This is a genomic window from Bradyrhizobium tunisiense (assembly GCF_042263385.1).
GTDB lineage: Bacteria > Pseudomonadota > Alphaproteobacteria > Rhizobiales > Xanthobacteraceae > Bradyrhizobium > Bradyrhizobium tunisiense.
The window spans coordinates 467,501-493,800 of sequence record NZ_JBHLEV010000003.1 but is presented as its reverse complement, the minus strand read 5'-3'; the positions used below and the strand labels follow the sequence as shown (position 1 = coordinate 493,800).

26 protein-coding genes (1 of these 26 cut by a window edge) are annotated in these 26,300 nt (G+C 64.4%); 11 read left to right on the top strand and 15 right to left on the bottom strand.

The annotated features are described in order from the left end of the window. Nucleotides 1-4: 4 nt before the first annotated feature. The 4 genes from htpG to ACFDR6_RS15570 all read right to left on the bottom strand — a co-directional run bounded on the left by htpG (nt 5) and on the right by ACFDR6_RS15570 (nt 4,235). Entirely contained in the window at nt 5-1,882 is a 1,878-nt protein-coding gene (gene htpG / locus ACFDR6_RS15585; protein ID WP_375858790.1) for a molecular chaperone HtpG, read from the bottom strand. A gap of 123 nt (nt 1,883-2,005) precedes the next feature. Beyond that, entirely contained in the window at nt 2,006-2,428 is a 423-nt protein-coding gene (locus ACFDR6_RS15580; RefSeq protein ID WP_317242220.1) for a hypothetical protein, read from the bottom strand. 264 nt (nt 2,429-2,692) lie between these two features. Continuing rightward, nucleotides 2,693-3,292 (bottom strand): nuclear transport factor 2 family protein, encoded by a 600-nt coding sequence (locus ACFDR6_RS15575; protein WP_375858789.1) that lies wholly within the window; start codon nt 3,290-3,292, stop codon nt 2,693-2,695. Nucleotides 3,293-3,428: 136 nt separating this feature from the next. Next, entirely contained in the window at nt 3,429-4,235 is an 807-nt protein-coding gene (locus ACFDR6_RS15570) for a response regulator (protein WP_212079884.1), read from the bottom strand. 232 nt (nt 4,236-4,467) lie between these two features. Between ACFDR6_RS15570 and ACFDR6_RS15565 the strand changes: the two genes are divergently transcribed. After that, complete coding sequence (locus ACFDR6_RS15565; protein WP_063197653.1) at nt 4,468-4,701, top strand: NepR family anti-sigma factor; 234 nt, start codon at nt 4,468-4,470, stop codon at nt 4,699-4,701. Next, entirely contained in the window at nt 4,701-5,249 is a 549-nt protein-coding gene (locus tag ACFDR6_RS15560; RefSeq protein ID WP_011090521.1) for a sigma-70 family RNA polymerase sigma factor, read from the top strand. Before ACFDR6_RS15565 ends, ACFDR6_RS15560 begins: the two co-directional genes overlap by 1 nt. Before the next feature lie 91 nt (nt 5,250-5,340). Here ACFDR6_RS15560 and ACFDR6_RS15555 read toward each other — a convergent pair whose 3' ends face one another. The 8 genes from ACFDR6_RS15555 to ACFDR6_RS15520 all read right to left on the bottom strand — a co-directional run bounded on the left by ACFDR6_RS15555 (nt 5,341) and on the right by ACFDR6_RS15520 (nt 14,518). Then, nucleotides 5,341-6,054, bottom strand: coding sequence for a nitroreductase (locus ACFDR6_RS15555; RefSeq protein WP_212079882.1), 714 nt, complete (start codon nt 6,052-6,054; stop codon nt 5,341-5,343). 128 nt (nt 6,055-6,182) lie between these two features. Then, the gene (locus ACFDR6_RS15550; RefSeq protein WP_317242218.1) at nt 6,183-7,427 is read right to left on the bottom strand and encodes an acyl-CoA dehydrogenase; all 1,245 of its coding nucleotides are present in this window, start codon (nt 7,425-7,427) and stop codon (nt 6,183-6,185) included. A 9-nt stretch (nt 7,428-7,436) separates the two neighbouring features. After that, nucleotides 7,437-8,681 (bottom strand): acyl-CoA dehydrogenase, encoded by a 1,245-nt coding sequence (locus ACFDR6_RS15545; protein ID WP_317242217.1) that lies wholly within the window; start codon nt 8,679-8,681, stop codon nt 7,437-7,439. 124 nt (nt 8,682-8,805) lie between these two features. Next, nucleotides 8,806-9,933 (bottom strand): acyl-CoA dehydrogenase family protein, encoded by a 1,128-nt coding sequence (locus ACFDR6_RS15540; RefSeq protein ID WP_317242216.1) that lies wholly within the window; start codon nt 9,931-9,933, stop codon nt 8,806-8,808. Between the two features lie 161 nt (nt 9,934-10,094). Then, nucleotides 10,095-11,966, bottom strand: coding sequence for an AMP-binding protein (locus ACFDR6_RS15535; protein ID WP_317242215.1), 1,872 nt, complete (start codon nt 11,964-11,966; stop codon nt 10,095-10,097). A gap of 43 nt (nt 11,967-12,009) precedes the next feature. Beyond that, nucleotides 12,010-12,816, bottom strand: coding sequence for an enoyl-CoA hydratase/isomerase family protein (locus ACFDR6_RS15530; RefSeq protein ID WP_375858788.1), 807 nt, complete (start codon nt 12,814-12,816; stop codon nt 12,010-12,012). A gap of 228 nt (nt 12,817-13,044) precedes the next feature. After that, nucleotides 13,045-13,803 carry an SDR family NAD(P)-dependent oxidoreductase gene (locus ACFDR6_RS15525; RefSeq protein ID WP_317242213.1) on the bottom strand — a complete coding sequence of 253 codons (759 nt, stop codon included), beginning with the start codon at nt 13,801-13,803 and terminating at the stop codon, nt 13,045-13,047. A 55-nt stretch (nt 13,804-13,858) separates the two neighbouring features. Next, a complete protein-coding gene (locus ACFDR6_RS15520) occupies nt 13,859-14,518 on the bottom strand; it encodes a TetR family transcriptional regulator (protein WP_375858787.1) in 660 nt (219 codons plus the stop codon). A 153-nt stretch (nt 14,519-14,671) separates the two neighbouring features. Between ACFDR6_RS15520 and ACFDR6_RS15515 the strand changes: the two genes are divergently transcribed. Together ACFDR6_RS15515 and ACFDR6_RS15510 are read left to right on the top strand one after the other, a co-directional pair. Then, a complete protein-coding gene (locus ACFDR6_RS15515) occupies nt 14,672-15,844 on the top strand; it encodes an acetyl-CoA C-acetyltransferase (RefSeq protein WP_317242211.1) in 1,173 nt (390 codons plus the stop codon). Nucleotides 15,845-15,956: 112 nt separating this feature from the next. Further along, a complete protein-coding gene (locus ACFDR6_RS15510) occupies nt 15,957-17,501 on the top strand; it encodes an acyl-CoA synthetase (RefSeq protein WP_375858786.1) in 1,545 nt (514 codons plus the stop codon). A gap of 42 nt (nt 17,502-17,543) precedes the next feature. Here ACFDR6_RS15510 and ACFDR6_RS15505 read toward each other — a convergent pair whose 3' ends face one another. Continuing rightward, the gene (locus ACFDR6_RS15505; protein ID WP_317242209.1) at nt 17,544-18,086 is read right to left on the bottom strand and encodes a methylated-DNA--[protein]-cysteine S-methyltransferase; all 543 of its coding nucleotides are present in this window, start codon (nt 18,084-18,086) and stop codon (nt 17,544-17,546) included. A 136-nt stretch (nt 18,087-18,222) separates the two neighbouring features. Between ACFDR6_RS15505 and ACFDR6_RS15500 the strand changes: the two genes are divergently transcribed. Both ACFDR6_RS15500 and ACFDR6_RS15495 read left to right on the top strand, forming a co-directional pair. Continuing rightward, on the top strand, nt 18,223-19,041 hold the full coding sequence (locus ACFDR6_RS15500; RefSeq protein ID WP_317242208.1) for an alpha/beta fold hydrolase: 819 nt from the start codon (nt 18,223-18,225) through the stop codon (nt 19,039-19,041). A gap of 2 nt (nt 19,042-19,043) precedes the next feature. Continuing rightward, nucleotides 19,044-19,856 carry an alpha/beta fold hydrolase gene (locus ACFDR6_RS15495; protein WP_375858785.1) on the top strand — a complete coding sequence of 271 codons (813 nt, stop codon included), beginning with the start codon at nt 19,044-19,046 and terminating at the stop codon, nt 19,854-19,856. 176 nt (nt 19,857-20,032) lie between these two features. On the opposite strand, the gene ACFDR6_RS15490 is transcribed toward ACFDR6_RS15495, so the two are convergent. Continuing rightward, a complete protein-coding gene (locus tag ACFDR6_RS15490; protein ID WP_212079862.1) occupies nt 20,033-20,488 on the bottom strand; it encodes a carboxymuconolactone decarboxylase family protein in 456 nt (151 codons plus the stop codon). A gap of 98 nt (nt 20,489-20,586) precedes the next feature. Here ACFDR6_RS15490 and ACFDR6_RS15485 point away from each other — a divergent pair, with 98 nt between their 5' ends. From ACFDR6_RS15485 to ACFDR6_RS15465, 5 genes are all read left to right on the top strand, one after another. Then, nucleotides 20,587-21,456 (top strand): sigma-70 family RNA polymerase sigma factor, encoded by an 870-nt coding sequence (locus ACFDR6_RS15485; protein ID WP_375858784.1) that lies wholly within the window; start codon nt 20,587-20,589, stop codon nt 21,454-21,456. Nucleotides 21,457-21,629: 173 nt separating this feature from the next. Then, the gene (locus ACFDR6_RS15480) at nt 21,630-22,307 is read left to right on the top strand and encodes a GntR family transcriptional regulator (RefSeq protein WP_375858783.1); all 678 of its coding nucleotides are present in this window, start codon (nt 21,630-21,632) and stop codon (nt 22,305-22,307) included. Nucleotides 22,308-22,453: 146 nt separating this feature from the next. Continuing rightward, entirely contained in the window at nt 22,454-23,254 is an 801-nt protein-coding gene (locus ACFDR6_RS15475) for a phytanoyl-CoA dioxygenase family protein (protein WP_212079856.1), read from the top strand. A gap of 159 nt (nt 23,255-23,413) precedes the next feature. Then, nucleotides 23,414-24,727 carry an NAD(P)H-dependent oxidoreductase gene (locus ACFDR6_RS15470; protein WP_317242202.1) on the top strand — a complete coding sequence of 438 codons (1,314 nt, stop codon included), beginning with the start codon at nt 23,414-23,416 and terminating at the stop codon, nt 24,725-24,727. Between the two features lie 176 nt (nt 24,728-24,903). Beyond that, the gene (locus ACFDR6_RS15465; protein ID WP_212079852.1) at nt 24,904-25,992 is read left to right on the top strand and encodes a TRAP transporter substrate-binding protein; all 1,089 of its coding nucleotides are present in this window, start codon (nt 24,904-24,906) and stop codon (nt 25,990-25,992) included. A 215-nt stretch (nt 25,993-26,207) separates the two neighbouring features. Here the strand turns inward: ACFDR6_RS15465 and ACFDR6_RS15460 are convergent, their stop codons facing one another. After that, nucleotides 26,208-26,300: the end of a hypothetical protein gene (locus ACFDR6_RS15460; protein ID WP_375858782.1), read on the bottom strand. Its footprint extends 519 nt past the window's final position; 93 of the gene's 612 nt are visible here — the last part of the coding sequence; the start codon falls outside the window, past its right edge; it ends in the stop codon at nt 26,208-26,210.

The following is a 26,300-nucleotide window of genomic DNA, read 5'->3' as shown; positions in this document are numbered from 1 at the left end:
GGCGCTATGCGCCGAGCCCCTGCAGCACCAGCCGGTTCAGCCTCGCCGCAAACGCGGCGGGATCTTCCGGCAATTCGCCATCGAGAATCTGCGCCTGTTCGAGCAGGAGCAGGCTGAGATCGTCGACCGCCTTGGAGCCGGCCTGCGCCTTGGTGATCGCGCCCACCATCGGATGGCGCAGATTGATCTCCAGGATCGGCTTGGTCTTCATGCCGCGGTTCTGCTGCGCCAGGATTCGCTCGAGCTCCCGGCTCGGCCCCTGGCTGTCGGCGACGAGGCAGGAGGCCGAGCTGGTGAGGCGCGTCGAGGCCTTGACGTCGCTGACGCGCTCGCCGAGCGCGGCCTTGATCACAGCGATGGTGGCGGCCTCGTCGGCTTCGGGCTCATCCTTCTTCGCCTCGTCCTTGTCGTCGACGCGCGGAATCAGGTCGAGATTGAGATCGCCCTGGCTCAGCGACTTCAGCGGCTTGCCCTCGAACTCCGAGGGCATCGAGGTCCAGAAGGCGTCGACGGGATCGGACAGCAGCAGCACCTCGATGCCGCGCGCCGTCGCGGCCTCGAGGCGCGGGTTGGACCTCAGCCGCTCGATGCTGTCGCCGACGAGATAATAGATCTCGGTCTGGTTCGGCTTGAAATCGGCGATGACCTGCTTCAGCGAACGCTTCTCGCCCGACGTCGTGGTGAAGCGCGACAGCGCCAGCAGTTTCTCGCGCCGCTCGAAATCCTCGTAGATGCCTTCCTTGAGCACCGCGCCGAAGGCGTCCCAGATCTTGGCGAAATTGTCCGGATCCTTCTCGGCGAGGCTTTCGAGCTCCGACACGACCCGGGTCGCCACCGCCTTGCGGATCTGCGCGAGCTGGGGATTGTTCTGGAGCATCTCGCGGGAGATGTTGAGGGGAAGGTCCTCGCTGTCGACGACGCCTCGGACGAAGCGGAGATAGCCCGGAAGCAGATCGGCATCGTCGGTGATGAAGACCCGGCGGACGTAGAGCTTCACCCGGCCCTTGCGGTTCGGCTCGAACAGGTCGAACGGCTTGGTCGAGGGAGCGAACAGCAGCACGGCGTAGGAATAGCGGCCCTCGGCGCGGTAATGCAGCGTCATCGCGGGATCGTCGAAGGCGGACGCGATCTGCTGATAGGCTTTCTTGTAGTCTTCTGCCGTGAGCTCTGATTTCGAGCGCTGCCATAGCGCGCTGGCCGAATTGATCTGGCGCGGTTCGCCCTCTTCCGGCACGAGCTCGATGGGAAACAGGATGTTGTCGGAATAGGCACCGACGATGCGCTCGATCTCGTAGGCCTCGAGGTATTTCTTGGCATCGTCCTTGAGATGCAGAACGATCTCGGTGCCGCGCGTCAGGCGCGCCGCCTCCTCGTCGCTGGCGCGGGCGATCTCGAAGCCGGAGCCACCGGAAGATGTCCAGGTCCAGACGTCGCTCTCGCCGGCACGGCGGCTGACCACGGCGATCTTCTCGGCGACCATGAAGGCGGAATAGAAGCCGACGCCGAACTGGCCGATCAAGCCGAGGCCATCCTTGGCCTCCTTCAGCTTCGATACGAACGCCTTGGTGCCGGAGCGGGCGATGGTGCCGAGATGATCGATCAGCTCCTGCCGCTCCATGCCGATGCCGTTGTCGGCGATCGTGAGCGTCGCGGCTTGCTTGTTGGGAATGATGCGGATCTTGAGCGCGTCGCCCTCGCCCAGCAACGCCGGGCTGGCGATCGCCTCGTAGCGCAGCTTGTCGCAGGCGTCGGAGGCGTTGGAGACGAGCTCGCGCAGGAAGATGTCGGTCTCGGAATAGACGGAATGCACCATGAGGTGCAGGAGCTCGGAAACTTCGGCCTTGAAGGGCTGCGTATGCACAGCCGTGTCTGACGTCGTCATGCGTTTACCCGGTCAAAACGAAGGGGAAGAAACCCGGGATATAACGCGAGCGTGCGGGGGATCAAGTGGACGTGAACGATCTTGCTCTCGGCGGAAGGACGCCCGGTCCGGCGTCCTTGCGGATCAGGTCACGCAACGGCCGGGCTGAAGCAGCTTTGCGACCTCGGTCAGGGAGCTGACCATCGGCTCGCAGGCGATCGTCGGCTTGTTGCGGACCTTCTTCTGGTTCTGGAGCAGCATCGGCGGCTTGGCGTTGCCGGTCTCGATCACCGCGGGCACCCGCAGCAACACCGAGGTATTGGCGAGATCGTTCAGCCGCATTGAGACGGTGCGGACGGGTACCGGTGCGGGCTTGATGTCGGCAAGCCGGTCGGCCTTGCCGGCGCGGTTGACGTTCTGGCTTGGCGCGGAGGTCGAGCCGTGGCTGGGGATATCGGCGACCGCCTGCCAGCGGTCGGCCAGATCGTGGCCGGAGGCCAATTGCGCCGCGCCGAGCGTTGTGGCAATCGCGATGGCGCCCAAAAATGCCTTGTAAATCTGTGACATGACTGCCGATCCCTCGCCCCATGGCGATCACGGGAACAACGCCGGCGGTGGACCAGGGGTTCTTGACCGTTACGATCACTTAACCGTGTGCGACAATGGCCGCAGCGCGCGCAAAATATTTCGCGGGGCGTGGAACGACTCGCGCAGGCAGGAGTCGTCTCAGCAGCCGGCTATTCCCCCCTGCCCCATAAGCCGGCGACGTAGGGCGCGACTGTGGTGATGCCAGTCGCGCCTTACTTTTTTCTGGGGCTCGCTTGAGTCGCGCTATTTGGCTTTTTCCGCGAGCCACTCCCGCCCCTCGCCATATAGCTTTTCGACCTCTGCGCCGGTCAGGCCCGGCATGTCGCGCTTGACCTTGTAGCCGATCAGCTCCTGCATGTAGGCGAGGTGGCGGTAGCCTTCGGGCAGCGCGGCGAGCGCCTTCTGGTCGAGACGGAGTGTCGCGGCGGGATCGACCGGGTCGATCCGGTCCTTCTCATAGATCGGCTGGCGGCGGACGATGCCCCATCTTTCCTGGCGCTTCTCCAGGAAATCGTAAAAGCGCCCGGTGCAGACGACGTCGCAGAGCACGTCGTGCACCAGGGCACGCTGCGAGATCGTCATCTTGGTCTGGGCAATGGCCCGCTCGCCCTTGAGGTCGATGCTGGTGCCGCCGAGGAAGTGCAGGATGCGCACGCCCTTGGCGAAGCCCTCCTGGCTGACGCGCATGAAATCCCGCGCCGGCCCCTGAAACCAGGTCGCGGACATCCAGCCCTCCTCGTGCCAGACCGTGGCAAAGCGCTCCCAGTCGCCGGCATCGCGCCACACCGCCCAGTTCTCGACGAGGTCGCGGATTGCGAGGCGGTCGAGGAGTTGCTGGTCCATGGTCCGTCTCCGGCTAGATTCATGCATGAGGTATGAGCGGCGCCGCGGATGCGCGTCAAGCGCGGACAACCGACACGAAAAATCCGGCGTGCCCTGCAGCACGCCGGATCAAATCGTTTCGCGAACGATGCCTTCCTTACGCCGCCGGCGCCTTTGGCGCGCGGTTGCGCGAGTTGCGCTGGAAGAACAGGGCCTGGCTCGCCACCGCCGACACCATCGCGGGCTGGAAGGGCTTCGAGATCAGGAACGCCGGCTCGGGACGCTCGCCGGTGAGGAAGCGCTCGGGGTAGGCGGTGATGAACACCACCGGCACCTCGAAAGTGCGCAGCAGCTCGTTGACGGCGTCGAGGCCCGACGAGCCGTCGGCGAGCTGGATGTCGGCGAGGATCAGGCCGGGCCGCTTGTTCTTGGCCAGCGCCACCGCATCGGCATGGGTGCGCGCGACGCCGACGACGTTGTGGCCGAGATTCTTCACCAGGCTCTCGAGGTCCATGGCGATGAAGGTCTCGTCCTCGATGATCAGCACGTCGGTCGCGATCTCGGCCGCCATCTCGCGGCCTGCGGCGTCCGCAAGGCGCCGCGTCTCGGCGACGTCGGTGCCGAGGATGTAGCCGACTTCCTCCTCCGAAAACCCCTCCAGCGAGAGCAGGAGGAAGGCCTGCCGTGGCAGCGGCGTGATGTTCGACAGGCGCCGCTCTGGCGGCATCGGCAGGGTCGTCACCTCCGAATCGTCGTTGACCGAGACCGAATTCCAGATCTGGGTGAACAGCCGGAACAAGCCGGCGCGCGGTCCATGGCTCTCGTCGAGCACCGCCGGATCTCCCAGCATGGCTTCCAACATGGCTGCGACGTAGGCGTCACCGGAGGCCTGGCTGCCTGTCAGGGCGCGTGCGTACCGGCGCAACAACGGCAAGTGTTCAGCAACAAGCTGTGAACGGGACATCCCCACTCCATTCGTGTTCGGGCCGGCCTTGAGGTCGAAATCCTGAGGTCAGGCGTCACGCGGGGGGCCCGGGTTCCCCTGCTGGGCTGATTACGCCTCAACTTGAGAAAAGTTCCGTCCGGCCGGGAACTTTTTCTCGAACCTGGAATTGTGCCTAACCAGGGAACGGCTCCCGGTTGAGAAAACCTCTCGAACTTACAGTCACTTAACTCGGGGAAACGTGGAACAGGTCATGAAAGATCTCAAGTCTCAAGCCAGCAGAAGCACGACCCCCGGCAAGGGAGGCCTCACTCCGGAGATCCAATCCCGGATAGGGCATCAGTTGCGCGCCATGTATGATGATGTCGTGCGACAAGGCGTTCCGGATCGGTTCGCAGAGCTGATCAAGAAGCTTGATGCGCCGGGAGCGACACCCCAATTGGGCGATGAGGGCGGATCCAACGACAACAACAATGGGAGGGACTAATGCCTCTCACGGATTCCCTGCGTAACGACATCCTGGCGGCCGTGCCCAGTCTGCGCGCGTTCGCCATTTCGCTCAGCGGCAATGCGGACCGCGCCGACGATTTGGTCCAGGAGACGCTGCTCCGCGCGCTCGCCAACATCGACTCGTTCCAGCCCGGCTCCAATCTGCCGGCGTGGCTGTTCACGATCCTGCGCAACCTGTTCCGTTCCGACTATCGCAAGCGGCGGCGCGAGGTCGAGGATGCCGAGGGCAACTACGCCAAGACGCTGAAGACACAGCCCTCGCAGAACGCACATCTCGAGTTCGAGGAGTTCCGCACGGCGCTCGAGAAGCTTCCGCAGGACCAGCGTGAAGCGTTGATCCTGGTCGGCGCCTCGGGCTTCTCCTACGAGGATGCGGCCTCGATCTGCGGCTGCGCGGTCGGCACGATCAAGAGCCGCGTGAACCGCGCCCGCTCGAAGCTCGCCGCACTGCTCTATGTCGACGGCGCCGAGGATTTCGGGCCTGACGAGACGGTGCGGGCGGTGATCGGCGGCAGCGGCGGCTGACGGCCATTCGACCGAGACAGACGAAGGCGGCCGTTTCCACGGCCGTCTTCGCGCGCGTCTGAGGCCGACGGCGCGGGACCACGCCGCTCGATCACTCCTCTGCGAAGGTGACCGTATCTGCCACGCTCGCACGCGAGGTGCGGTAGCTGTTGACCTTGTGGGCGTCGTCCGCATAACCGAACGAGATGCCGCAGACGATCCGGCGATCGTCGGGCAGGTTGAAGTGGCGGCGGATCAGACCGGAATGCCGCGCCAAGGCGGCCTGCGGAATCGTGCCGAGCCCGAGCGCCTGCGCCGCCAGCATGAAATTGCTGACATAGGCGCCGCAATCGATCGCACCGTAAATGCCGAGCGGCTCGTTGGTGTGGATGATCGCGACGTGCGGCGCGCCGAAGAAATTGTAGTTCTCCAGCGCTTGCTTGGCGTAGGCGCTTCTGTCGCCGCGGGCGATGCCCAGCGTGTTGTACAGCTGAAAACCGCTCTCGCGGCGCCGCTCCAGATAGATCCCGACATATTCGCGCGGCGGCGTGAAGTCGTAGTCGTCGCCGAGACCACCAGAAGCCTCCTTGTAGATCGCCTGGCGAAAGCGCTCCTTGGCAGCGCCGCTGGCGATGACGACCTGCCAGGGCTGGCTGTTGCACCATGAGGCCGTGCGCTGCGCGGTGGTCAGCACATGCTCGATGGTGGCGCGGTCGACTTCCTTCGGCAGGAAGGCGCGGACGGAATAACGCTCATTGAGGAGCTCTTCGAGCACGCCGATACGGTCTTCAGTGGAGTGGCGGGCATTGGGTGCTTTAGCGTCCATGGCTTGACTCGCTTTCGTGCCCCGGACGCGACACAGCACGAAGTGATGCGGCGCAGAGCCGGGGCCCATTGTGGAATTCCGGGTCCCGGCTCACGGCGCGCTGCGCCGCGTCCGGGACACGAGGATAATCACCGCCCCTTGGTCGGGATCTTGTTGTACGGCACGTCCTTGTCGACACGAATGTCGCCCGGCAGCCCCAGCACGCGCTCGGCGATGATGTTGCGCAGGATCTCGTCGGTGCCGCCCGCGATGCGCATCGAGGGCGCGGACAGCAGCATCTGCTGGAACTGGCCCTGCACCGTTTCCTCGTCGTTTCCGGTGAGAACACCGGCCGCGCCCTGTAGGTCCATCGCGTAGGTCGCAATGTCCTGGAGCATCATGCCCGAGACCAGCTTCCCGATGGAGTTCTCCGGGCCCGGCCGCTCGCCCTTCGAAAGGGCCGAGATGGTGCGGTAGCTGGTGTATTTCAGCCCGCTCGACTTCGCCGCCCAGCTCGCAAGCTTCGAGCGCACGGCGGGATCGTCGATGGCGAGCCCCTCCTCCAACATGAGGTTGGAGCAGAAGTCGAACATCTCGGGGACGCCGGTCGCAAGCCGCGAGCCGATCGACATGCGCTCGTTCATCAGCGTGGTCAGCGATACGCTCCAGCCCTCGCCGACGGCGCCGAGGCGCTGGCTGTCGGGAATCACAACGTCGGTGAAATAGACTTCGTTGAACTCCTGCATGCCATTGGCCTGCTTGATCGGCCTGACCTCCACGCCGGGGCTCTTCATGTCCAGGAAGAACATGGTGAGGCCCTTGTGCTTGGGCACACTCGGATCGGTGCGCGCGATCAAAAGGCCGTAGTCGGAGTAATGCGCGCCCGAGGTCCAGATCTTCTGGCCATTAACAACCCAATTGTCGCCCTTCTTCTCCGCGCGTGTGCGCAGACCCGCGACGTCCGAACCAGCGGACGGTTCGGAGAACAACTGGCACCAGATCTCCTCGCCCGAGGCGAGCTTCGGCAGATACCTGCGCTTCGCATCCTCGCTGCCGAACGCCATCACGGTCGGGCCGCACATGCCCTCGCCGATCTGGAACGGCTGCGTCAGCTTGCCGTAGACGCCCTCCTCCTGCTGCCAGATCACCTTCTCGATCGGCGTCGCGCCGCGGCCGCCATACTCCTTAGGCCAGTGCAGACAGGCCCAGCCGCCTTCGGCCTTTTTCTTCTGCCAGGCCTTGCCGACATCGACGATGTCGTGGCTGGCAAGGCGAATGCGGCCGAGCGAGGATTTCGACAGCTCGGCATGCAATTCCTTCGGCGCGTGGGCGTCGATCCATTTCCGCGCGGTCTCGCGGAATGCGGCTTCCTGCGGGGTGTCGTCGAAATTCATGGCGGACCTCTACCCTCTTCCCTTCGTCGGGATCTTGTTGAACGGCACGTCCTTGTCGACCCTGATATCGCCGGGCAGGCCCAGCACCCGCTCGGCGATGATGTTGCGCATGATCTCGTCGGTGCCGCCTTCGACGCGCGTGCCGGGCGCGCGCAGCAGCATCGCCTGGAAACGGCCGGCGAGTTCGGCATCCTCACCGCTGACCACGCCGCTAGCCCCCTGCAGATCCAGCGCGTAGGTCGCGACGTCCTGAATCATCGAGCCCGCCACCAGCTTGCCGATGGAATTTTCCGGCCCCGGCCGCTCGCCCTTCGAGAGCGCCGAAATCGCGCGCATGCTGGTGTATTTCAGCCCGCTCGCCTTCACCGCCCAGTTCGCCAGCTTCGCGCGCACGGCGCGATCCTCGATCGCCGGCCCGTCGTCGAGCATCAGGCTGGAGCAATACTCGAACAATTCAGGGAAGCCGGTCGAGACGGCCGCGCCGATCGCGCTGCGCTCGTTCATCAGCGTGGTCAGCGAGACGTTCCAGCCGTCACCGACCTCGCCGAGACGCTGGTGGTCGGGGATGCGGACATTGGTGAAATAGACCTCGTTGAAGTCGGAAGCGCCGCTGGCCTGCTTGATCGGCCTGACCTCGACGCCGGGGCTCTTCATGTCCAGGAAGAACATGGTGAGGCCCTTGTGCTTCGGCACGGTCGAATCGGTGCGCGTGAGCAGGATGCCGTAATCGGAATAATGCGCGCCCGACGTCCAGATCTTCTGGCCGTTGACGACCCACTCGTCGCCATCCTTCTCTGCGCGCGTGCGCAAGCCCGCGACGTCGGAGCCGCCGGCCGGCTCGGAGAACAGCTGGCACCACACCTTCTCGCCTGATGCGAGCGGCGGCAAATAGGTCCGCTTATGCTCCTCGCGTGCGAACGCCATCATGGTCGGCCCGCACATGCCGTGGCCGATGATGAACATGCGTGAGAGCTGACCAAACGGCCCCTCTTCCTGCTGCCAGATTACGCGCTCGATCGGCGACGATCCGCGGCCGCCATACTCCTTCGGCCAGTGCAGGCAGGCCCAGCCAGCGTCGGCCTTCTTCTTCTGCCAGGCCTTTGCGACCTCGAGAATGTCGGCATTCCTAAGCACGGTGCGGCCGAGCGAGGATTTGCGCAGCTCGTCCTCGTATTGCTTCGGCGCGTTCGCGCCGATCCAGGCGCGCGCGGTGGCGCGGAATTCGGCTTCCTGCGGGGTGTCGTCGAAGTTCATGGTTCTTTATCTCTTCTTCCGTCATTCCGGGGCGATGCGCAGCATCGAACCCGGAATCCAGAGGTTATCGACTCAACTCGAGATTCCGGGTTCTCGCTTCGCGAGCCCCGGAATGACGACAACATCAAGCCGCGTTCTTCTTGCGCATGCGGTCGATCAACTGGTCCTCCCAATAGGACAGGCTGCCGAGACCAAGCGCCATGGCGTTGGCGCGGCGATAGTACATGTGGCAGTCGAACTCCCAGGTGAAACCCATGCCGCCGTGAACCTGGATGTTGTTCTTGGCGCAGTGCTGAAACGCCTGCGTCGCGCTGATCCGGGCGGCAGCCGCAGCTTCCGGCAGCTCGCCAGCATTGGTCGAGAGCGCCCAGGCGCCGTAATAGCAGTTGGAGCGCGCCAGCGTCGCCGAGACATACATGTCGGCAAGCATGTGCTTGACCGCCTGGAACGACCCGATTTGCCGGCCGAAGGCGATGCGGTCGAGCGCGTAGTCCCGCCCCATCTCCAGCGCGCGATCGGAGCCGCCGACCTGCTCGAACGCGCAGAGCACCGCGGCGCGATCGAGCACCTGGGTGAGGATGCTCCAGCCCTCGCCGGCAACTCCTAGCGGCTCGGCCTTGCAGTCCTTGAAGATGATCTCGGCCTGACCGCGGGTCGGATCGAGATTGGTGAGGCTCTTCACCTCGACGCCACCGGACTTGAGGTCGACCAGGAACAGCGAGATATCGCTGTCCCGGCCGCTCGATCCGGTACGCGCGGCAACAACCGCGAAATCGGCGATGGCGCCGTCGGCGACCGGCTTCTTGACGCCATTGAGCACGCCGTTCGCAGCCGTGAGCTTGACGTTCTTCGGCGACGGATTCCCCTTGCCCTCGAATAGCGCCAGCGTGCCGATCGCCTCGCCCGACGCGATCGCCGGCAACCATTTCTTTTTCTGCGCGTCGCTGCCGGCGATCAGCAGCGCCTCGGCGGCGAGATACACGGTCGAGGAGAACGGCACCGGGGCATTGGCCCGTCCCATCTCCTCCGCGATCACGCAGAGCTCGAGATGGCCCGCACCCGCCCCGCCAAACTCCTCGGGAATCGCAACGCCGAGAAAGCCCATCTCGGCGAGGCCCTTCCATAGCTCCTTGTCATAGGGCGCCTTGCCGTCGAGCACGACGCGCACCGCCTTGGGCGAGCATTTTTCGGCAAGGAATTTGCGCGCCTGGTCGCGGAGCTGCTTCTGATCGTCGGAGAAATCGAAGTTCATGGCGGGCTACCTCTTGTTTGTTCGTCTTGTTCATTTTGAGACCGTCATTCCGGGGCGCGACGAAGTCGCGAGCCCGGAATCCATTTCGCCGCGTTTATGCGGCCTGATGGATTCCGGGTTCGCGCTGCGCGCGCCCCGGAATGACAGGCGAGAACGGTGCGTCATCGCAGCACGATCACATCCTGGTCCGGCTTGTCAGCATAGAGCCGCCCAACCAACACCGCTCTGCGCTCCAGGCCGGCGCGCTGGTTGATGTAGCCCTTGTCGGTGAGCTCGTTGCCGTCGATCGACGGCGGCTCGTCCATCAGCATGGCGCGCGCGATGATGCGGCTGCTGGCGCCTTCGCATTCTTTGTTGTGAGCTTCCAGCCCCCGTCTGAAGCAGGCAATGACCTCGGGATGCTTCACCGCATCAGCAAAGCTGAGATCGGGATTACCAACGAGCTGCCGGCAAGCGTGAAGGTTCGGCCAGGCGAGCAGGCCGATGAACGGGCGATCCTGCCCCGCGACCAGCGCGTCATGAACCACGGGCGTCGCCGCCGCGATCGCATCGGTCCGCAGCGAGCCGACATGCACAAATGTGCCGGTGGTGAGCTTGAAATCCTCAACGACACGGCCGGCAAAGATGATGCCTTTTACCGGATCGGCATCGTCGACGAAGATGCCGGCATCGCCGATGCAGTAAAAGCCTTCCTCGTCGAACATCTTCTTCGTCAGCTCGGGCTGGCCGAAATAGCCGGGCGTGACGTTGACGCCGCGCAGGCGCAACTCGTATTTCGAGCCGCAAGGCACCATCTTCAACTCAACGCCTGGGAACGGCAGGCCGATCAGGCCGACGCGCTCGGTGTCCCAATAGGTGCCGGTCGAGGTCGGCGCGGTTTCGGTCGAGCCCCAGCCGGTGTAGAACACGATGCGCTCGCCGGTCGTCTTCACGGCGAGGGCCTGCATGCGGTCGTAGAGATCGTCCGGCAGCCGCGCGCCGCCATAGGCCATGATCGAGAGATTTTTGAAGAAGGAACGGCAGAGCGCATCGTCCTTCTCCATGGCGGCCGCGAGCGCTGCATAGCCGGCGGGGACATTGGCGTAATAGGTCGGGGAGATCTCGCGCAGGTTCCGCAACGTCTCCTCGAACTGGCCGGGCATCGGCCGGCCGTCATCGATATAGAGCGTGCCGCCATCAACCAGGATCGGATGAAACGCGGCATTGCCGCCCATGGTGTGATTCCAGGGCATCCAGTCCAGCATGGTCGAGATCGGGCCGCCAGGGTCACGGGGCCTCACCTGCATCATCATCGCAGCATTGGCGCACATCATCTCCTGCGTGTTGATGACGGCCTTGGGCATGCCGGTCGAGCCTGACGTGAACAGCAGCTTGCCGACGGTGTCGGGCGTGATCGTCGCAATCGACGCCTCGACATCCTTCGTCACCGGCGTCGCCGCGAGTTCGGCGAAGCTGACGCTTGTGATGCCGTCGCAGGGCCGCGCGACGTGAACGACGGTGACGCCACCAAGGTCGAGCGCCTTCAGCGCCTTCTCGAAGGTCGGACCGTCCTGCACCATCAATACGGCCGGCTTGATCAAGTCGAACAGGTATTTCAGCTTGACGTGATCGTGGCTCATCAGCGAGTAGGCCGGCGATACCGGCGCCGCCGGTACGCGTGCCTGCATCGCCGCCTGCGTCATCAGCGCATGCTCGATCGAATTGCCGGAGAGGATCGCGACGGGACGGCCATCGAGCCCGAGATTGAGCAGGCCTTGCGTCAGCGCATCCACGGTGCGCTTGGCTTCGGCATAAGATACCTTGCGCCATTCGCGGTTGGGCCCGCCGCGTTGCGCCAGCCAGATGCGCTCGGGCGCTTCCCTCGCCCATTTCGCCAGCGACGCCGGGATGTGCTTCTCGTAAGACTGCAGCGGAATGCGCGACTTCAGCACCACCGTGCCGTCGGCGCGGCGCCCGACGTCGATGTCGCGCGCGAGCCACTCGACCTTGCGAAAGGCGGGCTTCGTCATCACCGCCGCCGCGCTCCCACTCATTTTGCGTCTCCCGGAATTATCGTCCTTTGCGGATCGTTCTCGTTCAGCGCTTGATATAGACAGGCTTTCGCTTCTCAAGGAAGGCCCTGATGCCTTCCGAAAATTCCTCGGAGCGGCTGCACAGGACCTGGTTGCGATCTTCCATTGCGATAACGGCCTCGAGCGAGCCGGCGTCGACGCTCATGTTGAGACATTCCTTGGACAGGCGCAGTCCGACCGGCGAGGCTGTCATCATCGCATCGACATAGGGCACAGCCGCATCGTCGAGCTTGTCCTCGTCGACGACCTCTGAGACCAGTCCGACCGCGAGCGCGCGCTCGGCGCCGATGAAGCGACCCGTCAGGATCAATTCCGATGCCACGGACACGCCGACGAGGCGCGGCAGGAAATAGCTGGTGCCGATGTCGCAGCCGCCGAGGCCGAGCTTGATGAAGGCGCAGTTCATCCGCGCCGATTTCGTCGCGATGCGGATATCGGACGCCAGTGCCAGCGCAAAGCCACCGCCGGCCGCCGCGCCCTGCACCAGCGAAAGGATCGGCTGTGGGCAGCGCCGCATCAGCATCACGATATCTGCGATGCGGCGCTGCGAATCGAGCGACTCCGTGACGCCGGGCGGTTCCTGCTGTCCTGCGCGGCGAGCCATCGCCGCCTTGAGATCAAGACCCGCACAGAAATTCTTGCCGGCGCCCCGGAGCACAACGACGCGCGTGTCGCGATTGCGCTGCAGGCCCTGGAAATAAACGTTGAGCGCGTCGATCAGCGCAGGATCAAGCGCGTTGAGACTGTCGGGGCGATTGAGCGTCACCCGGTCGACGCCGTCGTCATGTTCGATCAGCAGCGGTTGGGACATGGGCGCTCCTGAGTACCGCCGATCGCGGTGCCAATTGCTGCGCCCTCTCCCCTTGTGGGAGAGGGCATGTACATCGCTGACCACATACTCGCTTGGGTGAGGGGTCTGCCTCCACTGATGAGATTGTGGAGAGAACCCATCATCCGGCGCGCTAAGAAGCGCGCCACCTTCTCCCACATCCGCCTTCGCCTGAAGGCTTCGGCGGACAAGAGGGGAGAAGGAAAGAAGCTACCTTGGCGCCATCCGGATCGCGCCGTCGAGGCGGATGGTCTCGCCGTTCAGCATCGGGTTCTCGACGATGTGCACCGCCAGCGAGCCGTATTCGGCGGCATCGCCGAGGCGCGAGGGATGCGGCACCTGGGCACCCAGGCTCTTGCGCGCCTCTTCGTTCAGGCCCATCAGCAGCGGCGTGAAGAACAGGCCGGGCGCGATGGTGTTGACGCGGATTTTCTGGCTGGCGAGGTCGCGCGCGGCCGGCAGGGTCAGGCCGACGACGCCGCCCTTCGATGCCGAATAGGCGATCTGGCCGATCTGGCCTTCGTAAGCGGCGACCGACGCCGTGTTGATGATGACGCCGCGCTCTTCGCCGACCGGCTCGATCGTGACGAGGCGCTCGGCGAACAGGCGCAGGCAGTTGAAGGTGCCGATCAGATTGACGTTGATGATGCGCGCGAATTTTTCCAAGGGATAGACGCCGTCGCGGCCGACGATGCGCTGCGAGCCGCCGATGCCGGCGCAGTTCATCAGCACGCGGGCAACACCGTGCGCGGCCTCGGCCTCGGCGATCGCCGCCTTGATCTGCTCTTCGCTGGTGACGTCGGCATGGAGCGCAACGCCCTTCACTTCGGCGGCGACCTTCTCGGCATTGTCCTTGTTCTGGTCGATCACGCCGATCTTGGCGCCCTTGGCCGCCATGGCGCGGGCGGTGGCCTCACCGAGGCCCGAACCACCGCCGGTGATGAGAACGGCTACGTCTTTCAGTTGCATGACAGGCACCTTTCCTTGGGCGTTTCTTCTCTGGACTTGTGGTGTATTGGCCGGACTATCCGGCAGCGGCAACTTCCCCGGCTTGCGTGAGGATGCCGCCACAGATCAGCGTTTCCATGTGCTTGATGTATTGCCGGCAGACGTCGTCGGTAACCGGGCCGACGCCGGTCGCGCGGGACATCGCGTGCCGGCCGAAGAACAAATGATCGCAGGCGCCGATCAGGCTCGTGTAGAACAGCACCGGATCGGTCTGGCGGAATTCGCCGCGGCTGACGCCATCGGCCAGCAGGCGGCGGTGAAAGTCGAGCAGCGGCGCCACGAAGAATTTCGAGACTTCGTCGGCGGCGGCCGTGTTGGTCTCGTGCAAGAGGTAGTGGATCAACCGGTTCATGTAAGGGAACCGGTAATAGGCGCGGATGATGCCGCCGATATGCAGCTTCAGCTTCGCCGTGGCTGTAATCGGCTGCGCCAGCAGATATTCGAGATTGGAGAGCTCGGTCGCGGCATTGCGCTCGAGCAGCGCAAGCAGCAGGCCATCCTTGTTGCCAAAATGATATTTGACCAGCGCGGCGTTGGCGCCCGACTTCTGCGCGATGTCGCTGAGCGAGATCTCGATCGAGGAGCGTTCGATCATCAGCTCGCTCGCGGCCACGAGCAATTTCTCCGCGGTGGAATTCTTCCCGCTGGAGAGCCTGTTCGGTACGCTGGTAGCCACGGAGATCCCTGAATGCGCTGCGAGAGGCGCGCAGATAAGCCCAAGCAGCGCCTCATCACAAGAGTTAATTGATCGATTGACTAAACGATCTTCCGTCCCTTAAATCCGTCCCCGACAACCAACCCCAATCAAGAAATTCAGGGAGAAACCGACATGGCCGAGGCATACATCGTCGCCGCCGCGCGTACCGCCGGTGGGCGCAAGGGGGGCCGCCTCGCCGGCTGGCATCCGGCCGATCTCGCCGCGAAGGTGCTGGACGAGCTGGTCGATCGCACCAAGGTCGATCCTGCCCTGGTCGAGGACGTGATCATGGGCTGCGTGATGCAGGTCGGCGAGCAGTCCAACAACGTCGCGCGCAACGCGATCATGGCCTCGAAGCTGCCGGAGAGCGTGCCGGGCACGTCGATCGACCGCCAGTGCGGCTCCTCGCAGCAGGCGCTGCACTTCGCAGCCCAGGCCGTGATGTCGGGCACGATGGACGTTGTGATCGCCGCCGGCGTGGAATCGATGACGCGCGTGCCGATGGGCCTGTCGTCGCAGCTTCCGGCCAAGAACGGCTTTGGCAATTACAAGAGCCCTGGCATCGAGGCGAAGTATCCCAACATCGTGTTCAGCCAGTTCACCGGCGCCGAGATGATGGCTGAGAAGTACGGCCTGTCGAAGGATGATCTCGACGAGTACTCTTTCAACAGCCATCAGCGCGCGATCGCGGCGACCCAAGCCGGCCACTTCAAGAAGGAGATCGTGCCGCTCGAAATCACCCGCGCCGACGGCTCCAAGGACACCCACCACATCGACGAGGGTATCCGCTTCGACGTCACGCTCGACGGCATCAAGGGCGTCAAGCTGATTGCCGAGAACGGCAAGCTCACCGCAGCCAGCGCCAGCCAGATCTGCGACGGCGCTTCCGGCGTGATGGTCGTGAACGAGCGTGGCCTCAAGCAGCTCGGCGTCAAGCCGCTGGCGCGCATCCACCACATGACGATGACCGGCGGCGACCCCGTCATCATGCTCGACGCGCCACTGCACGCCACCAAGCGCGCGCTGGAGAAGGCCGGCATGAAGGTCGACGACATCGACCTGTTCGAGGTCAACGAGGCCTTCGCCTCGGTGCCGACCGGCTGGCTCAAGACCACTGGCGCGGATCCCGCGCGTCTCAACGTCAACGGCGGCGCCATCGCGCTCGGCCATCCGCTCGGCGGCTCCGGCACCAAGCTGATGACCACGCTGGTCCACGCCCTGCACCAGCGCGGCAAGCGCTACGGCCTGCAGACCATGTGCGAAGGCGGCGGCATGGCAAATGTGACGATCGTAGAGCGGCTGTAAGAAACAAAAGCGAGTAGCAAGTGGCGAGTAGCGAATGGTGAGTAGGCGAAGAGCGGTTTGCCCTTCCCTATTCGCCCTTCGCTACTCGCCATTCGCGTTTTGAGGAAACGCCATGACCCACCCCTCCGTCCACGCCCGCACCACGCCGAACAAGGTCGCCTATCAGATGGCCGGCACCGGCAAGGCGATCACCTATCGCGAGCTCGACGAGCTCTCGAACCAGGGCGCGCATCTGTTCCGCGCGCTCGGCCTCAAGGCCCGCGACCACATCGCGCTCTTAATGGAAAACCGTCTCGCCTTCATGGAGATCTGCTGGGCCGCGCAGCGCAGCGGGCTCTATTACACCGCGATCAGCCGCTATCTGAAGCAGGACGAGATCGACTACATCATCAAGGATTGCGGCGCCAAGGTCGTCATCACCACGCCGAACTGCGCTGACCAGATCAAGGATCTGGTCAAGGGCGCACCCGCCGAGCCGATCTTCTACATGATGGACGAGCCGCTGCCGGGGTTTCGTTCCTATGACAAGGAGGCCGCCGCGCAGCCGACGACGCCGATCGCGGACGAGGTCGCCGGCTACGACATGTTGTATTCGTCGGGCACCACCGGCCGGCCCAAGGGCATCAAGAAGGCGTTCGAAGGCAACAAGATCGACGTGCCGAACGCCTTCCTGCGCGTGCTCTGCGCCGACATGTGCGGCATGAATGCGGAGAGCACATATCTGTCGCCGGCGCCGCTTTATCACGCCGCGCCGCTGCGCTTCAACATGATGGCGACCGTGCTCGGCGGCACCTCGATCATCATGGAGCACTTCGACGCCGAAGATTTCCTGAAGCTGGTCGAGAAATACAAGGTCACGCAGTCGCAACTCGTGCCGACCATGTTCGTGCGCATGCTGAAACTGCCGGACGAGGTTCGCACCAAATACAACGTCTCCACGCTCAAGGGCGCGATCCATGCCGCCGCGCCGTGCCCGGTCGACGTGAAGGCCAAGATGATCGAATGGTGGGGACCGATCCTGATCGAGTATTACGCAGGCTCGGAAGGCAACGGCGTCACCGTCTGCAACTCACAGCAATGGCTGGAGCATCGCGGCAGCGTCGGCCGCGCCGTTGTCGGCAAGATCAAGATCTTGGACGAGAACGACGAGGAGCAGCCGGTCGGCGAGATCGGCACGGTCTATTTCGCCGACGCGCCCGCGTTCACCTATCACAACGACCCGGAGAAGACGAAGAAGGCCTACAACGCCAAAGGTTGGTCGACGCTCGGCGACGTCGGCTATCTCGACAAGGACGGCTTCCTCTATCTCACCGATCGCAAGTCCTACATGATCATCTCCGGCGGCGTGAACATCTACCCGCAGGAGACCGAGGACGTGCTGATCACCCATCCCGACGTCGCCGACGTCGCCGTGTTCGGCGTGCCGAACGAGGAGATGGGCGAAGAGGTCAAGGCGGTGGTGCAGCCGCACGACATGAGCCGCGCCGGCAAGGCGCTGGAGACCGATTTGATCGCCTACTGCAAGAGCCGCCTCTCCGCGATCAAGTGCCCGCGCTCGATCGATTTCGAGCCCGAGCTGCCGCGTACGCCGACCGGCAAGCTGGTGAAGCGGCATCTTCGCGACAAATATTGGCCGAAGGCGGCCGCGAAGATTTGAGGCGCCTCTTACCCTCCCCTGGACGGGGGAGGGTGGACCACCTCAATCGAACAGACTCGGCGTGTGGTTCACCAGCGCGCCTTCGATCTCCAGCATCTTCAGCTTCGTCACCACGCCGCCGTTGGCCGAAAATCCGCCGGGCTTGTTGCCGGCGGCGAGCACGCGGTGGCAGGGCACGACGATCGGACACGGGTTGCGACCGAGCGCCTGACCGACGTCCCGCGACAGCTGGACACCGCCGAGCTGCTTGGCGATATCGCCATAGGTGACGGTCTTCCCGGGCGGAATCGCGCGGGCGATCTCGTAGACGCCGCGGTTGAATTCGGGCACACCGTCGAGATCGAGCTCGATATCGGTGAGGTCATCCGGCTCGCCTGAGAGCAGTTTTGTTATCCGGTCGATCGCCTCTCGCACTTCGGCCGTCGGCTCGGCCTCGCTGGCGTCGGCGTGACGCTGGCTGATCCGGGTGCGGATCTTCTGCTCACCGCCCATCGGCAATTGCGTGCCGTTGATGCCGCGCGGGCCCCAGGCGACGGCGCAGAGGCCGATTTTGGTGTCGAACAGGGCAAAATGCTGGTTGGTCATGGATCGGTTCCTGGCTTGCGTCCTTTGTCGCACGCCCCCAATGAGATCTCGGTCCAAATCTAGGCTTGGAAATAGTTGCGATCCACCCGGTTTCCGGGGATCTTGCACAAGCGTTCCGGTCCCTCGCGAGCCTCGCATGCAAAGCCTCCACGTTAACGGATACGACATGCCCTATCTCGACGTGGGCGAAGACTGGGGTCGTCCGCCTCTGGTCTGTGTGCATGGCTCGCTCAACGATTTCCGCGTCTGGGGCTGCGTGCTCGGACCGCTGAGCCAGCGGCACCGGGTAATCGCCGTCAGCCTGAGGCACTTCTTCCCGGAACGCTGGGACGGCGTCGGTGACACCTATTCGATCGAGCAGCACGTCCAGGACGTCATCGGCTTCATCGAGAAGCTCGACCTTGGTCCGGTCGACCTGATGGGCCATTCCCGCGGCGGGCATATCTGCTTCCGTGTGGCACAGCGGAGGCCTGATCTGTTGCGCCGCCTGGTCCTCGCCGAGCCCGGCGGTGAACTCGATGTGAGCCTCGACCCTGATTACGTCGGCGGCCCGTCACCGCTGCTGGCGCGGTTCACGGCCTCGGCCGAGAAGATCGCATCCGGCGATGTCGACGGCGGCCTCGCCGTCTTCGTCGATACGCTGGAAGGGGCCGGCACCTGGCCGCGGCTGCCGGCGATGGTGAAACAGAATCTGCGCGACAACGCCATGACGCTGATCGGCCAGGTTCGCGACAACCGCCCGCCGTTCTCGAAGGCGGATGCGGAGTCCATCAAAATGCCGACGCTGTTCGTCCTCGGCGCGCGGACCAAGGGGCTGCTGCCGAAGGTGCTGCATGCGCTGGCCGCGCATGTGCCCTATTCCAGGACGGCGGTCATCCCGAATGCGACGCATCCGATGTTCGAGCAGGCGCCGCAGAAATACTCCGAAATGGTCCTGGATTTTCTGGCGAGCTGAGCATGCAGACATTCCACGTCAACGGTTACGACATGGCCTATCTCGAAGTCGGCGAGGGCCCGCCGCTGGTCTGCGTGCACGGCACGCTCGGGGATTTCCGCACCTGGTATTCCGTGCTCGGCCCGCTCTCGAAGACGCACCGCGTGATCTCGGTCAGCCTGCGGCACTTCTTCCCCGAACATTGGGATGCCGTCGGCGACGATTACAAGATGGCGCAGCATGTGGCCGACGTGACTGCCTTCATCGCGCAGGTGAGACCCGGACCCGTCGATCTGATGGGCCATTCCCGCGGCGGCCATATCGCATTCCGCGTGGCGCAGGCACGGCCTGATCTGCTGCGGAAACTGGTGCTGGCCGAGCCGGGCGGCGATCTCGATGCATCCCTGCCGGTGCCCGACGGCACGCCCAGCCACCCCTCGCTCGCCGCGCGTACCGTGCGCTCGGTCGAGATGATCCGCGCCGGCGATATCGAGGGCGCGCTGCAGAATTTCTACGAGGGAATCGAAGGCGACGGCTCCTGGCGGCGCGTGCCGGCGGCGGCCAAGCAGCAGCTGCGCGACAACGCGCTGACCTTCCTCGGCCAGATCAACGAGCAGCGCAGACCCTACACGCTTAGCGATGCGCAGGCGATCAGGACGCCGACGCTGCTGATCGGCGGCGGCGCGACGACAGGAAGCCTGTCGGTGATGTGGCGCGTGCTGGCCGCGCACATTGCAGGCGCCAAGACGGCGGTGATTCCGAACGCCGGCCATTGGATGTTCGAGCAGGCTCCGCTCGAGTTCGGCGAGGTGGTGAACCGGTTCCTGGCGGAGTAGCTCTTCCTTCCTTCTTCCCTTCTCGCCTTGCGGGAGAAGGTGGCGCGAAGCGCCGGATGAGGGCTCTGTCCGCGGTCACATCTGCAGATGAGTCTGCGGAGAGATACCCCTCACCCATGTGAATTCGCGTCTCCTTGCGGCGTTGCCCTCTCCCGCAAGGGAGAGGGCACGGACACTCACACCTTCCACACACCGACCGGCATCTTGATCGTCGCGTTCAGCCGGTTCCAGACGTTGATGGTCGCGATCGCGACGATCAGGGTTGCCAGCTCGCGCTCGTCAAAATGCTTGTCGGCCTCGTTCCAGATCGCATCCGGCACCGGATCCTCCCGATCGGCGAGGCGCGTGACGGCCTCGGTCAACGCCAGCGCGGCACGCTCGGCGTCGGTGAAATAGGGCGCATCGCGCCAGGCTGACACGGCGAACAGGCGCTCGTCGGTCTCCCCCAGCTTGCGCGCGACCTTGGGGTGCATGTCGACGCAGACGCTGCAGCCATTGATCTGGCTGGCGCGCAGGTGCACCAATTCCAGGAGCTTTTCCGGCAGCCCCTGCTTGGTCAAACTGCCGAGGGACTGAAGGACATTCATGGCTTCGGGGAGGACCATGACGGGGTGATTCATGCGGGCATGCATCTTTTCGTCTCCATCGTTCGAATTTCGAAGGTTCCGGTCACATCGGCCGGATTGGCTTCGTCATGGGCATGACGGATCGCGACCAGGGAATGTGACCGATGACCCAAAAAAACTCTGAACAGGATTTTCTCAGCCATCAGTTCGAGGCCAGCAGAGACCATTTGCGCGCGGTCGCCTACCGGATGCTGGGGTCCCGCGCCGAGGTCGATGATGCCGTGCAGGAGGCATGGCTGCGTGTCAGCCGCTACGACCTGTCCGACGTCGCGAATTTGCGCGGCTGGCTGACGACCGTCGTCGCGCGCATCTGCCTCGACATGCTGCGCGCACGGAAGTCGCGCAAGGAAGATCCGATGGGCCCGCATGTGCCCGAGCCGGTCGACGACACGCGGGAGCGCGAGGCGGAGCTGGCCGATTCCGTCGGCGCGGCGCTGCTCGTCGTGCTGGAAACACTTCAGCCGGCGGAGCGGCTCGCCTTCGTGCTGCACGACATGTTCGCAGTCCCCTTCGAGGAGATCGCACCGATCGTCGACCGCTCGGTCGACGCGTCGCGGCAGCTCGCGAGCCGGGCACGGCGGCGCGTGCAGGGGGCGCCGGTGCCCGAGACAGACATGTCGCGCCAGCGCGGCATCGTCGATGCCTTCCTCAAGGCGTCGCGCGAGGGCAATTTCGAGGGGCTGCTCGCGGTGCTCGATCCCGACGTCGTTTTCCGCGCCGACGACGCCGCGGTACGGCTCGGTTCGCTGCCGGAGATCCGCGGCGCCGATGCGGTCGCGCAAGTCTACAAGGGCCGCGCGCGGGCCGCGCGGACCGCGCTGGTCGATGGCGAGATCGGCGTTGCCGTTATCCTCGCCGGACAGCTGCGCATCGCGCTGCGCGTGACGATCAGGGACGACCGCATTACCGGGATCGAGGCGCTGGCCGATGCGGAGCGGATTGCCGCGCTTGAGGTGGAGGTGCTGGAGGGCTGAGGCCGATACTTTTTTTGCGAAAACAACCCCATGCACAGTAAACGGGGCCAGTGATGTCAATGGCTTAGCGCCGGCCTGCCGCCCCATCTTGCGCCCATCTTGACGCCATCGCTCTCTAGCGATATTTTCGAATACTGAATTCCGTATTCCTATTTATCTTCGGAGCTGCCGGCGTGATCCCTCTCGACCCGCTCCCGAACCTGATCGACCAGGTCTATGCCCGGATCCTGGAGGCGATCTCCGACCGCACGCTGCAGCCCGGCCAGCGCATCCGGCAGAACGAGCTGGCGGACAAGCTCGGCGTGTCGCGACAGCCTGTATCGCATGCGCTGCATCTGCTGCACCGGCAGGGATTGGTCGCCGAAAGCGGCAAACGCGGCTTCGAGGTCACCCAGCTCGACCCCTCACGCCTCCGCCAGCTCTACGAGGTGCGGGGCGCCATCGATGCGCTCGCCGCCGGGCTCGCAGCGGAGCGCGCGGGCTACGACGCAGCCGGCCGCGCGCGGGTGGAAGCGGCGCTCGCTGCCGGCAGCCGCATCGACCGCACGACGACGCTTGCCGAGCTGATCGTGCTCGACGTCGATTTTCACCGCGCCATCTATCAGCTCGCCGGCAATCCCGTGATCGAGGAGACGATCGCGCCGCAATGGCCGCATATGCGCCGCTCGATGGCGACGGTGCTGTCGGAGCTCGACTATCGCGGCAGCGCCTGGGCGGAGCATGCCGACATCGCCGCACGCATTCTCGCGGGCGACGCCAAGGCAGCCGAACGCACGGCGTTGGCGCATGCGCAGACGGCAGGACGGATGACTGAGGAGAGATTGAGGGCAAGCGAAGAGGCGGCGGCTTAGCCGCAACACACGCCGTCATTCCGGGGCGCGCCACTTGGCGCGAGCCCGGAATCCATCGGGCGGCAGCGACGGTGGATGAATGGATTCCGGGCTCGCGCTTCGCGCGCCCCGGAATGACAATAAGACAAAACCAAGGAGGACGACCCATGAAACTGTCTCAGGAGCAATTGGAGTTCTTCCACCGCGAGGGCTGGCTGTTCCTGCCCGAGCTGTTCACCCAGGAGGAGGTCGACCTGCTCGCGCGTGAGGCGGTCGGCATCTACGACGCCAACCGGCCGGAAGTCTGGCGCGAGAAAAGCGGCGCGCCGCGCACCGCCTTTGCCGCGCATCTCTACAACGAGGCCTTCGGCATTCTGGGCGCGCATCCGCGCATGATCGAGCCGGTCGAGCAGCTCTTCGGCGAGAAGGTCTACATGCACCAGTTCAAGATCAACGCGAAATCGGCCTTCACCGGCGATGTCTGGCAGTGGCACCAGGATTACGGCACCTGGAAACGCGACGACGGCATGCCGGAGCCGCGCGCGATGAACATCGCGATCTTCCTCGACGAAGTGATGCCGATCAACGGCCCCCTGATGCTGGTGCCGCGCAGCCAGAACGCCGGCGATCTCGAAGCCTCGCACGACCTGGCCACCACCTCCTATCCGCTGTGGACGCTGGACGAGGCGACGGTGACGCGATTGGTCGAGCAGGGCGGCATCGTGGCGCCCACGGGCAAGCCCGGGGGAATGCTGATGTTCCACGGCAATCTCGTGCACGGCTCGAGCGGCAACATCACGCCCTACCCGCGCAAGATCGTGTACCTGACGCTGAACGCGGTCTCGAACTACATCCGAACCCCTACGCGGCCGGAGTACATCGCCCACCGCGATTTTGCGCCGATCAAGACGGTGGAGGATGATGCGCTGGTGCGGCTTGCGCGAGCGCCGCGGCAGGCGGCGGAGTAACCTGTCATTCCGGGGCGACGCGTAGCGTCGAGCCCGGAATCCATCGCGCCGCGGAGACTGCGGACAAATGGATTCCGGGCTCGCGCTTCGCGCGCCCCGGAATGACGACTATTGATAGTTCGCATCGCCTAACGGCCATAACGCTCACGGACCCCTCCCATGAACCTCTTCCGCCTCCTCCAGGCTCGCGCTTCCGCCGGCAAGCCCGTCCGTGTCGCATTGATCGGTGCGGGCAAATTCGGCTCGATGTTTCTGGCGCAGGTACCGCACACGCCGGGGCTGGAGGTGCCCATCATCGTCGACATCGACCGCGACCGCGCGCGCGAGGCGTGCCGCACCGTGGGCTGGAGCGCCGAGCGGATCGCCGCGACCGTGTTCACCGATGACGGCGCGCGCGCCATCGCCGGCGGGGCGATGGACGTGGTGGTGGAGGCGACCGGGAATCCCGCCGTGGGGATCAAGCATGCGCGCGCCGCGATCGCCGCGGGCAAGCATATCGTGATGGTGAATGTCGAAGCCGACGTACTGGCAGGCCCGCTCCTCGCCGAGGAAGCGCGCAAGGCGGGCGTGGTCTATTCGCTCGCCTATGGCGACCAGCCGGCGCTGACGGCGGAGATGGTCGATTGGGCCCGCGCCACCGGTTTCCGCGTCGTCGCCGCCGGCAAGGGCACGAAATATCTGCCGGCCTATCACGATGTGACACCGGACGGCGTCTGGCAGCATTACGGTCTGACCGCTGGCGAAGCGCAGTCGGCCGGCATGAATCCGCAGATGTTCAACTCGTTTCTCGACGGCACCAAATCGGCGATCGAGATGGCTGCGATCGCCAACGCCTGCGCGCTCGACGTGCCCGCGGACGGCCTGCTGTTTCCGCCCTGTGGGGTCGACGATCTGCCGCACATCATGCGGCCGCGCTCGCACGGCGGCGTGCTGGAGCGCGCCGGCGTCGTGGAGGTGGTCTCCTCGCTCGAGCGCGACGGAAGGCCGGTGTTTCGCGACCTGCGCTGGGGTGTCTACGTCGTACTGGAGGCGCCGAGCGACTACGCCGCCGACTGTTTCAGGCAATATGGCCTCAAGACTGACCACAGCGGACGCTATGCCGCGATGTACAAGCCCTATCACCTGATCGGACTCGAGCTGAACATTTCGGTGCTGTCGGCCGCGCTGCGGGGCGAGCCGACCGGACAGGCGAACGGATTTCGCGGCGATGTCGTCTCGGTCGCGAAGCGTAACTTGCGCGCCGGCGAGATGCTGGACGGCGAAGGCGGCTACACCGTCTGGGGCAAGTTAGTACCGGCAGCCGCCAGCCTGCGGGCCGGCGGGCTACCGATCGGCCTCGCGCATGGGATCAAATTGAAGCATGACGTCGCGCACAGGACCATGGTGCGGTGGAGCGACGTCGAATTCGACGCCGGGAGTGAGACCATTCGCACCCGAAAAGCCATGGAAGCCGCGTTCGCAGCGCAACATTGAGGCAGCGCCGGTAGCGCAACCAAAGCGCGCTTGCTTTGCTACCGCCCTTTCGCCATCCTGTTCCCCGATCCGGAAGCTTTAATTTCGGACACAAAGAAGCGTCGGCCACGGCGAAGCAATGCGGCATCAAGTCCGCAATCCCTCGTCGAGGACTCGACATCACAGGAGGGAAGAGCATGGAACGTCGTAAATTTCTGACGGCAGGCGGATTGGGTCTTGCCGCAAGTGCCGTCGCCGCGCCGGCAATTGCACAATCAATGCCCGAGGTGAAATGGCGGTTGGCGGCGAGTTGGCCGAAGTCGCTCGACACGCTGTATGGCGGCTGCGAGTATTTCTGCAAGCGCGTCGCCGAAATCACCGACAACAAGTTTCAGATCCAGCCGTTCGCCGCGGGCGAAATCGTCCCGGGCTTGCAGGTTCTCGACGCCGTCTCCAATGGGACGGTCGAAATGGGCAACACCGCGCTCTATTACTATTGGGGCAAGAACCCCGCCTTCACGTTCGGCACGTCGCTGCCGTTCGGCCTCAACACGCGCCAGCATATCTCCTGGCTGATTTGGGGCGGTGGCCAGGACATGCTCAACGATCTCCTGAAGGAGCACAGGGCGATCGGCGTGCCCACGGGTTCGACCGGCGCGCAAATGGGCGGCTGGTTTCGCAAGGAGATCAAGACCGTCGACGACCTCAAGGGGCTGAAATTCCGCGTCGGCGGATTCGCCGGCACCATTATCGGAAAGCTGGGCGGCGTGCCGCAGCAGATCGCGGCGGGCGACATCTACCCCGCGCTCGAGAAGGGCACGATCGACGCGGCCGAATGGGTCGGCCCTTATGACGACGAGAAGCTCGGCTTCGTGAAGGTGGCGAAGTTCTACTACTATCCAGGTTGGTGGGAAGGCACCGGCCAAGGCCACAACATCATGAATCTCGAGAAGTGGAATGGGCTACCCAAGCATTATCAGGCCGCGATCAGCGCGGCATCGCTGGACACCTTCACCTGGGTGACGGGCAAATACGACGCGGTCAATCCGCCGGCGCTGAAGCGCCTGCTGGCTTCCGGTGCGGTTCTTAAGCCGTTCCCGCAGGAGGTGCTCGAAGCCTGCTATGGCGCGGCCAATGAGATCTACGCCGATCTGTCTAAGACCAACCCGCATTTTGCCAAGATGTATGCGAGCCTCACCGCTTTCCGGGCCGACTCGCTCGCGTGGATGCAGGTGGCAGAACTCAGCTTCGACAGCTTCATGATGCGGATGCGCACGCGGACGTAGCTGCATCGTGCGAGAACGCAAAGACGACAAAAGCCCCGGAGATGTCTCCGGGGCTTTTTTGCATTCACGGCAACGGATTTGACAAGACGACGCCACCCGGAAGGTGTCATCGCCCGGCGCCCCGGCCAGACCGGGGCATGACAGCGGAGGCTGGAGGTATGGCATGTCATCCTCACGCCGCGCGAAGCATCGCACTTTGCGAGGCAGGAGTTTTATCAGTTCTCCTCATCCCCGAGCGCGGCGACCAGCTTGTCGTAATACTTGGCAACGAGGTCGATATTGCCCTTGTGCTCGACCGCGGGCGCCGG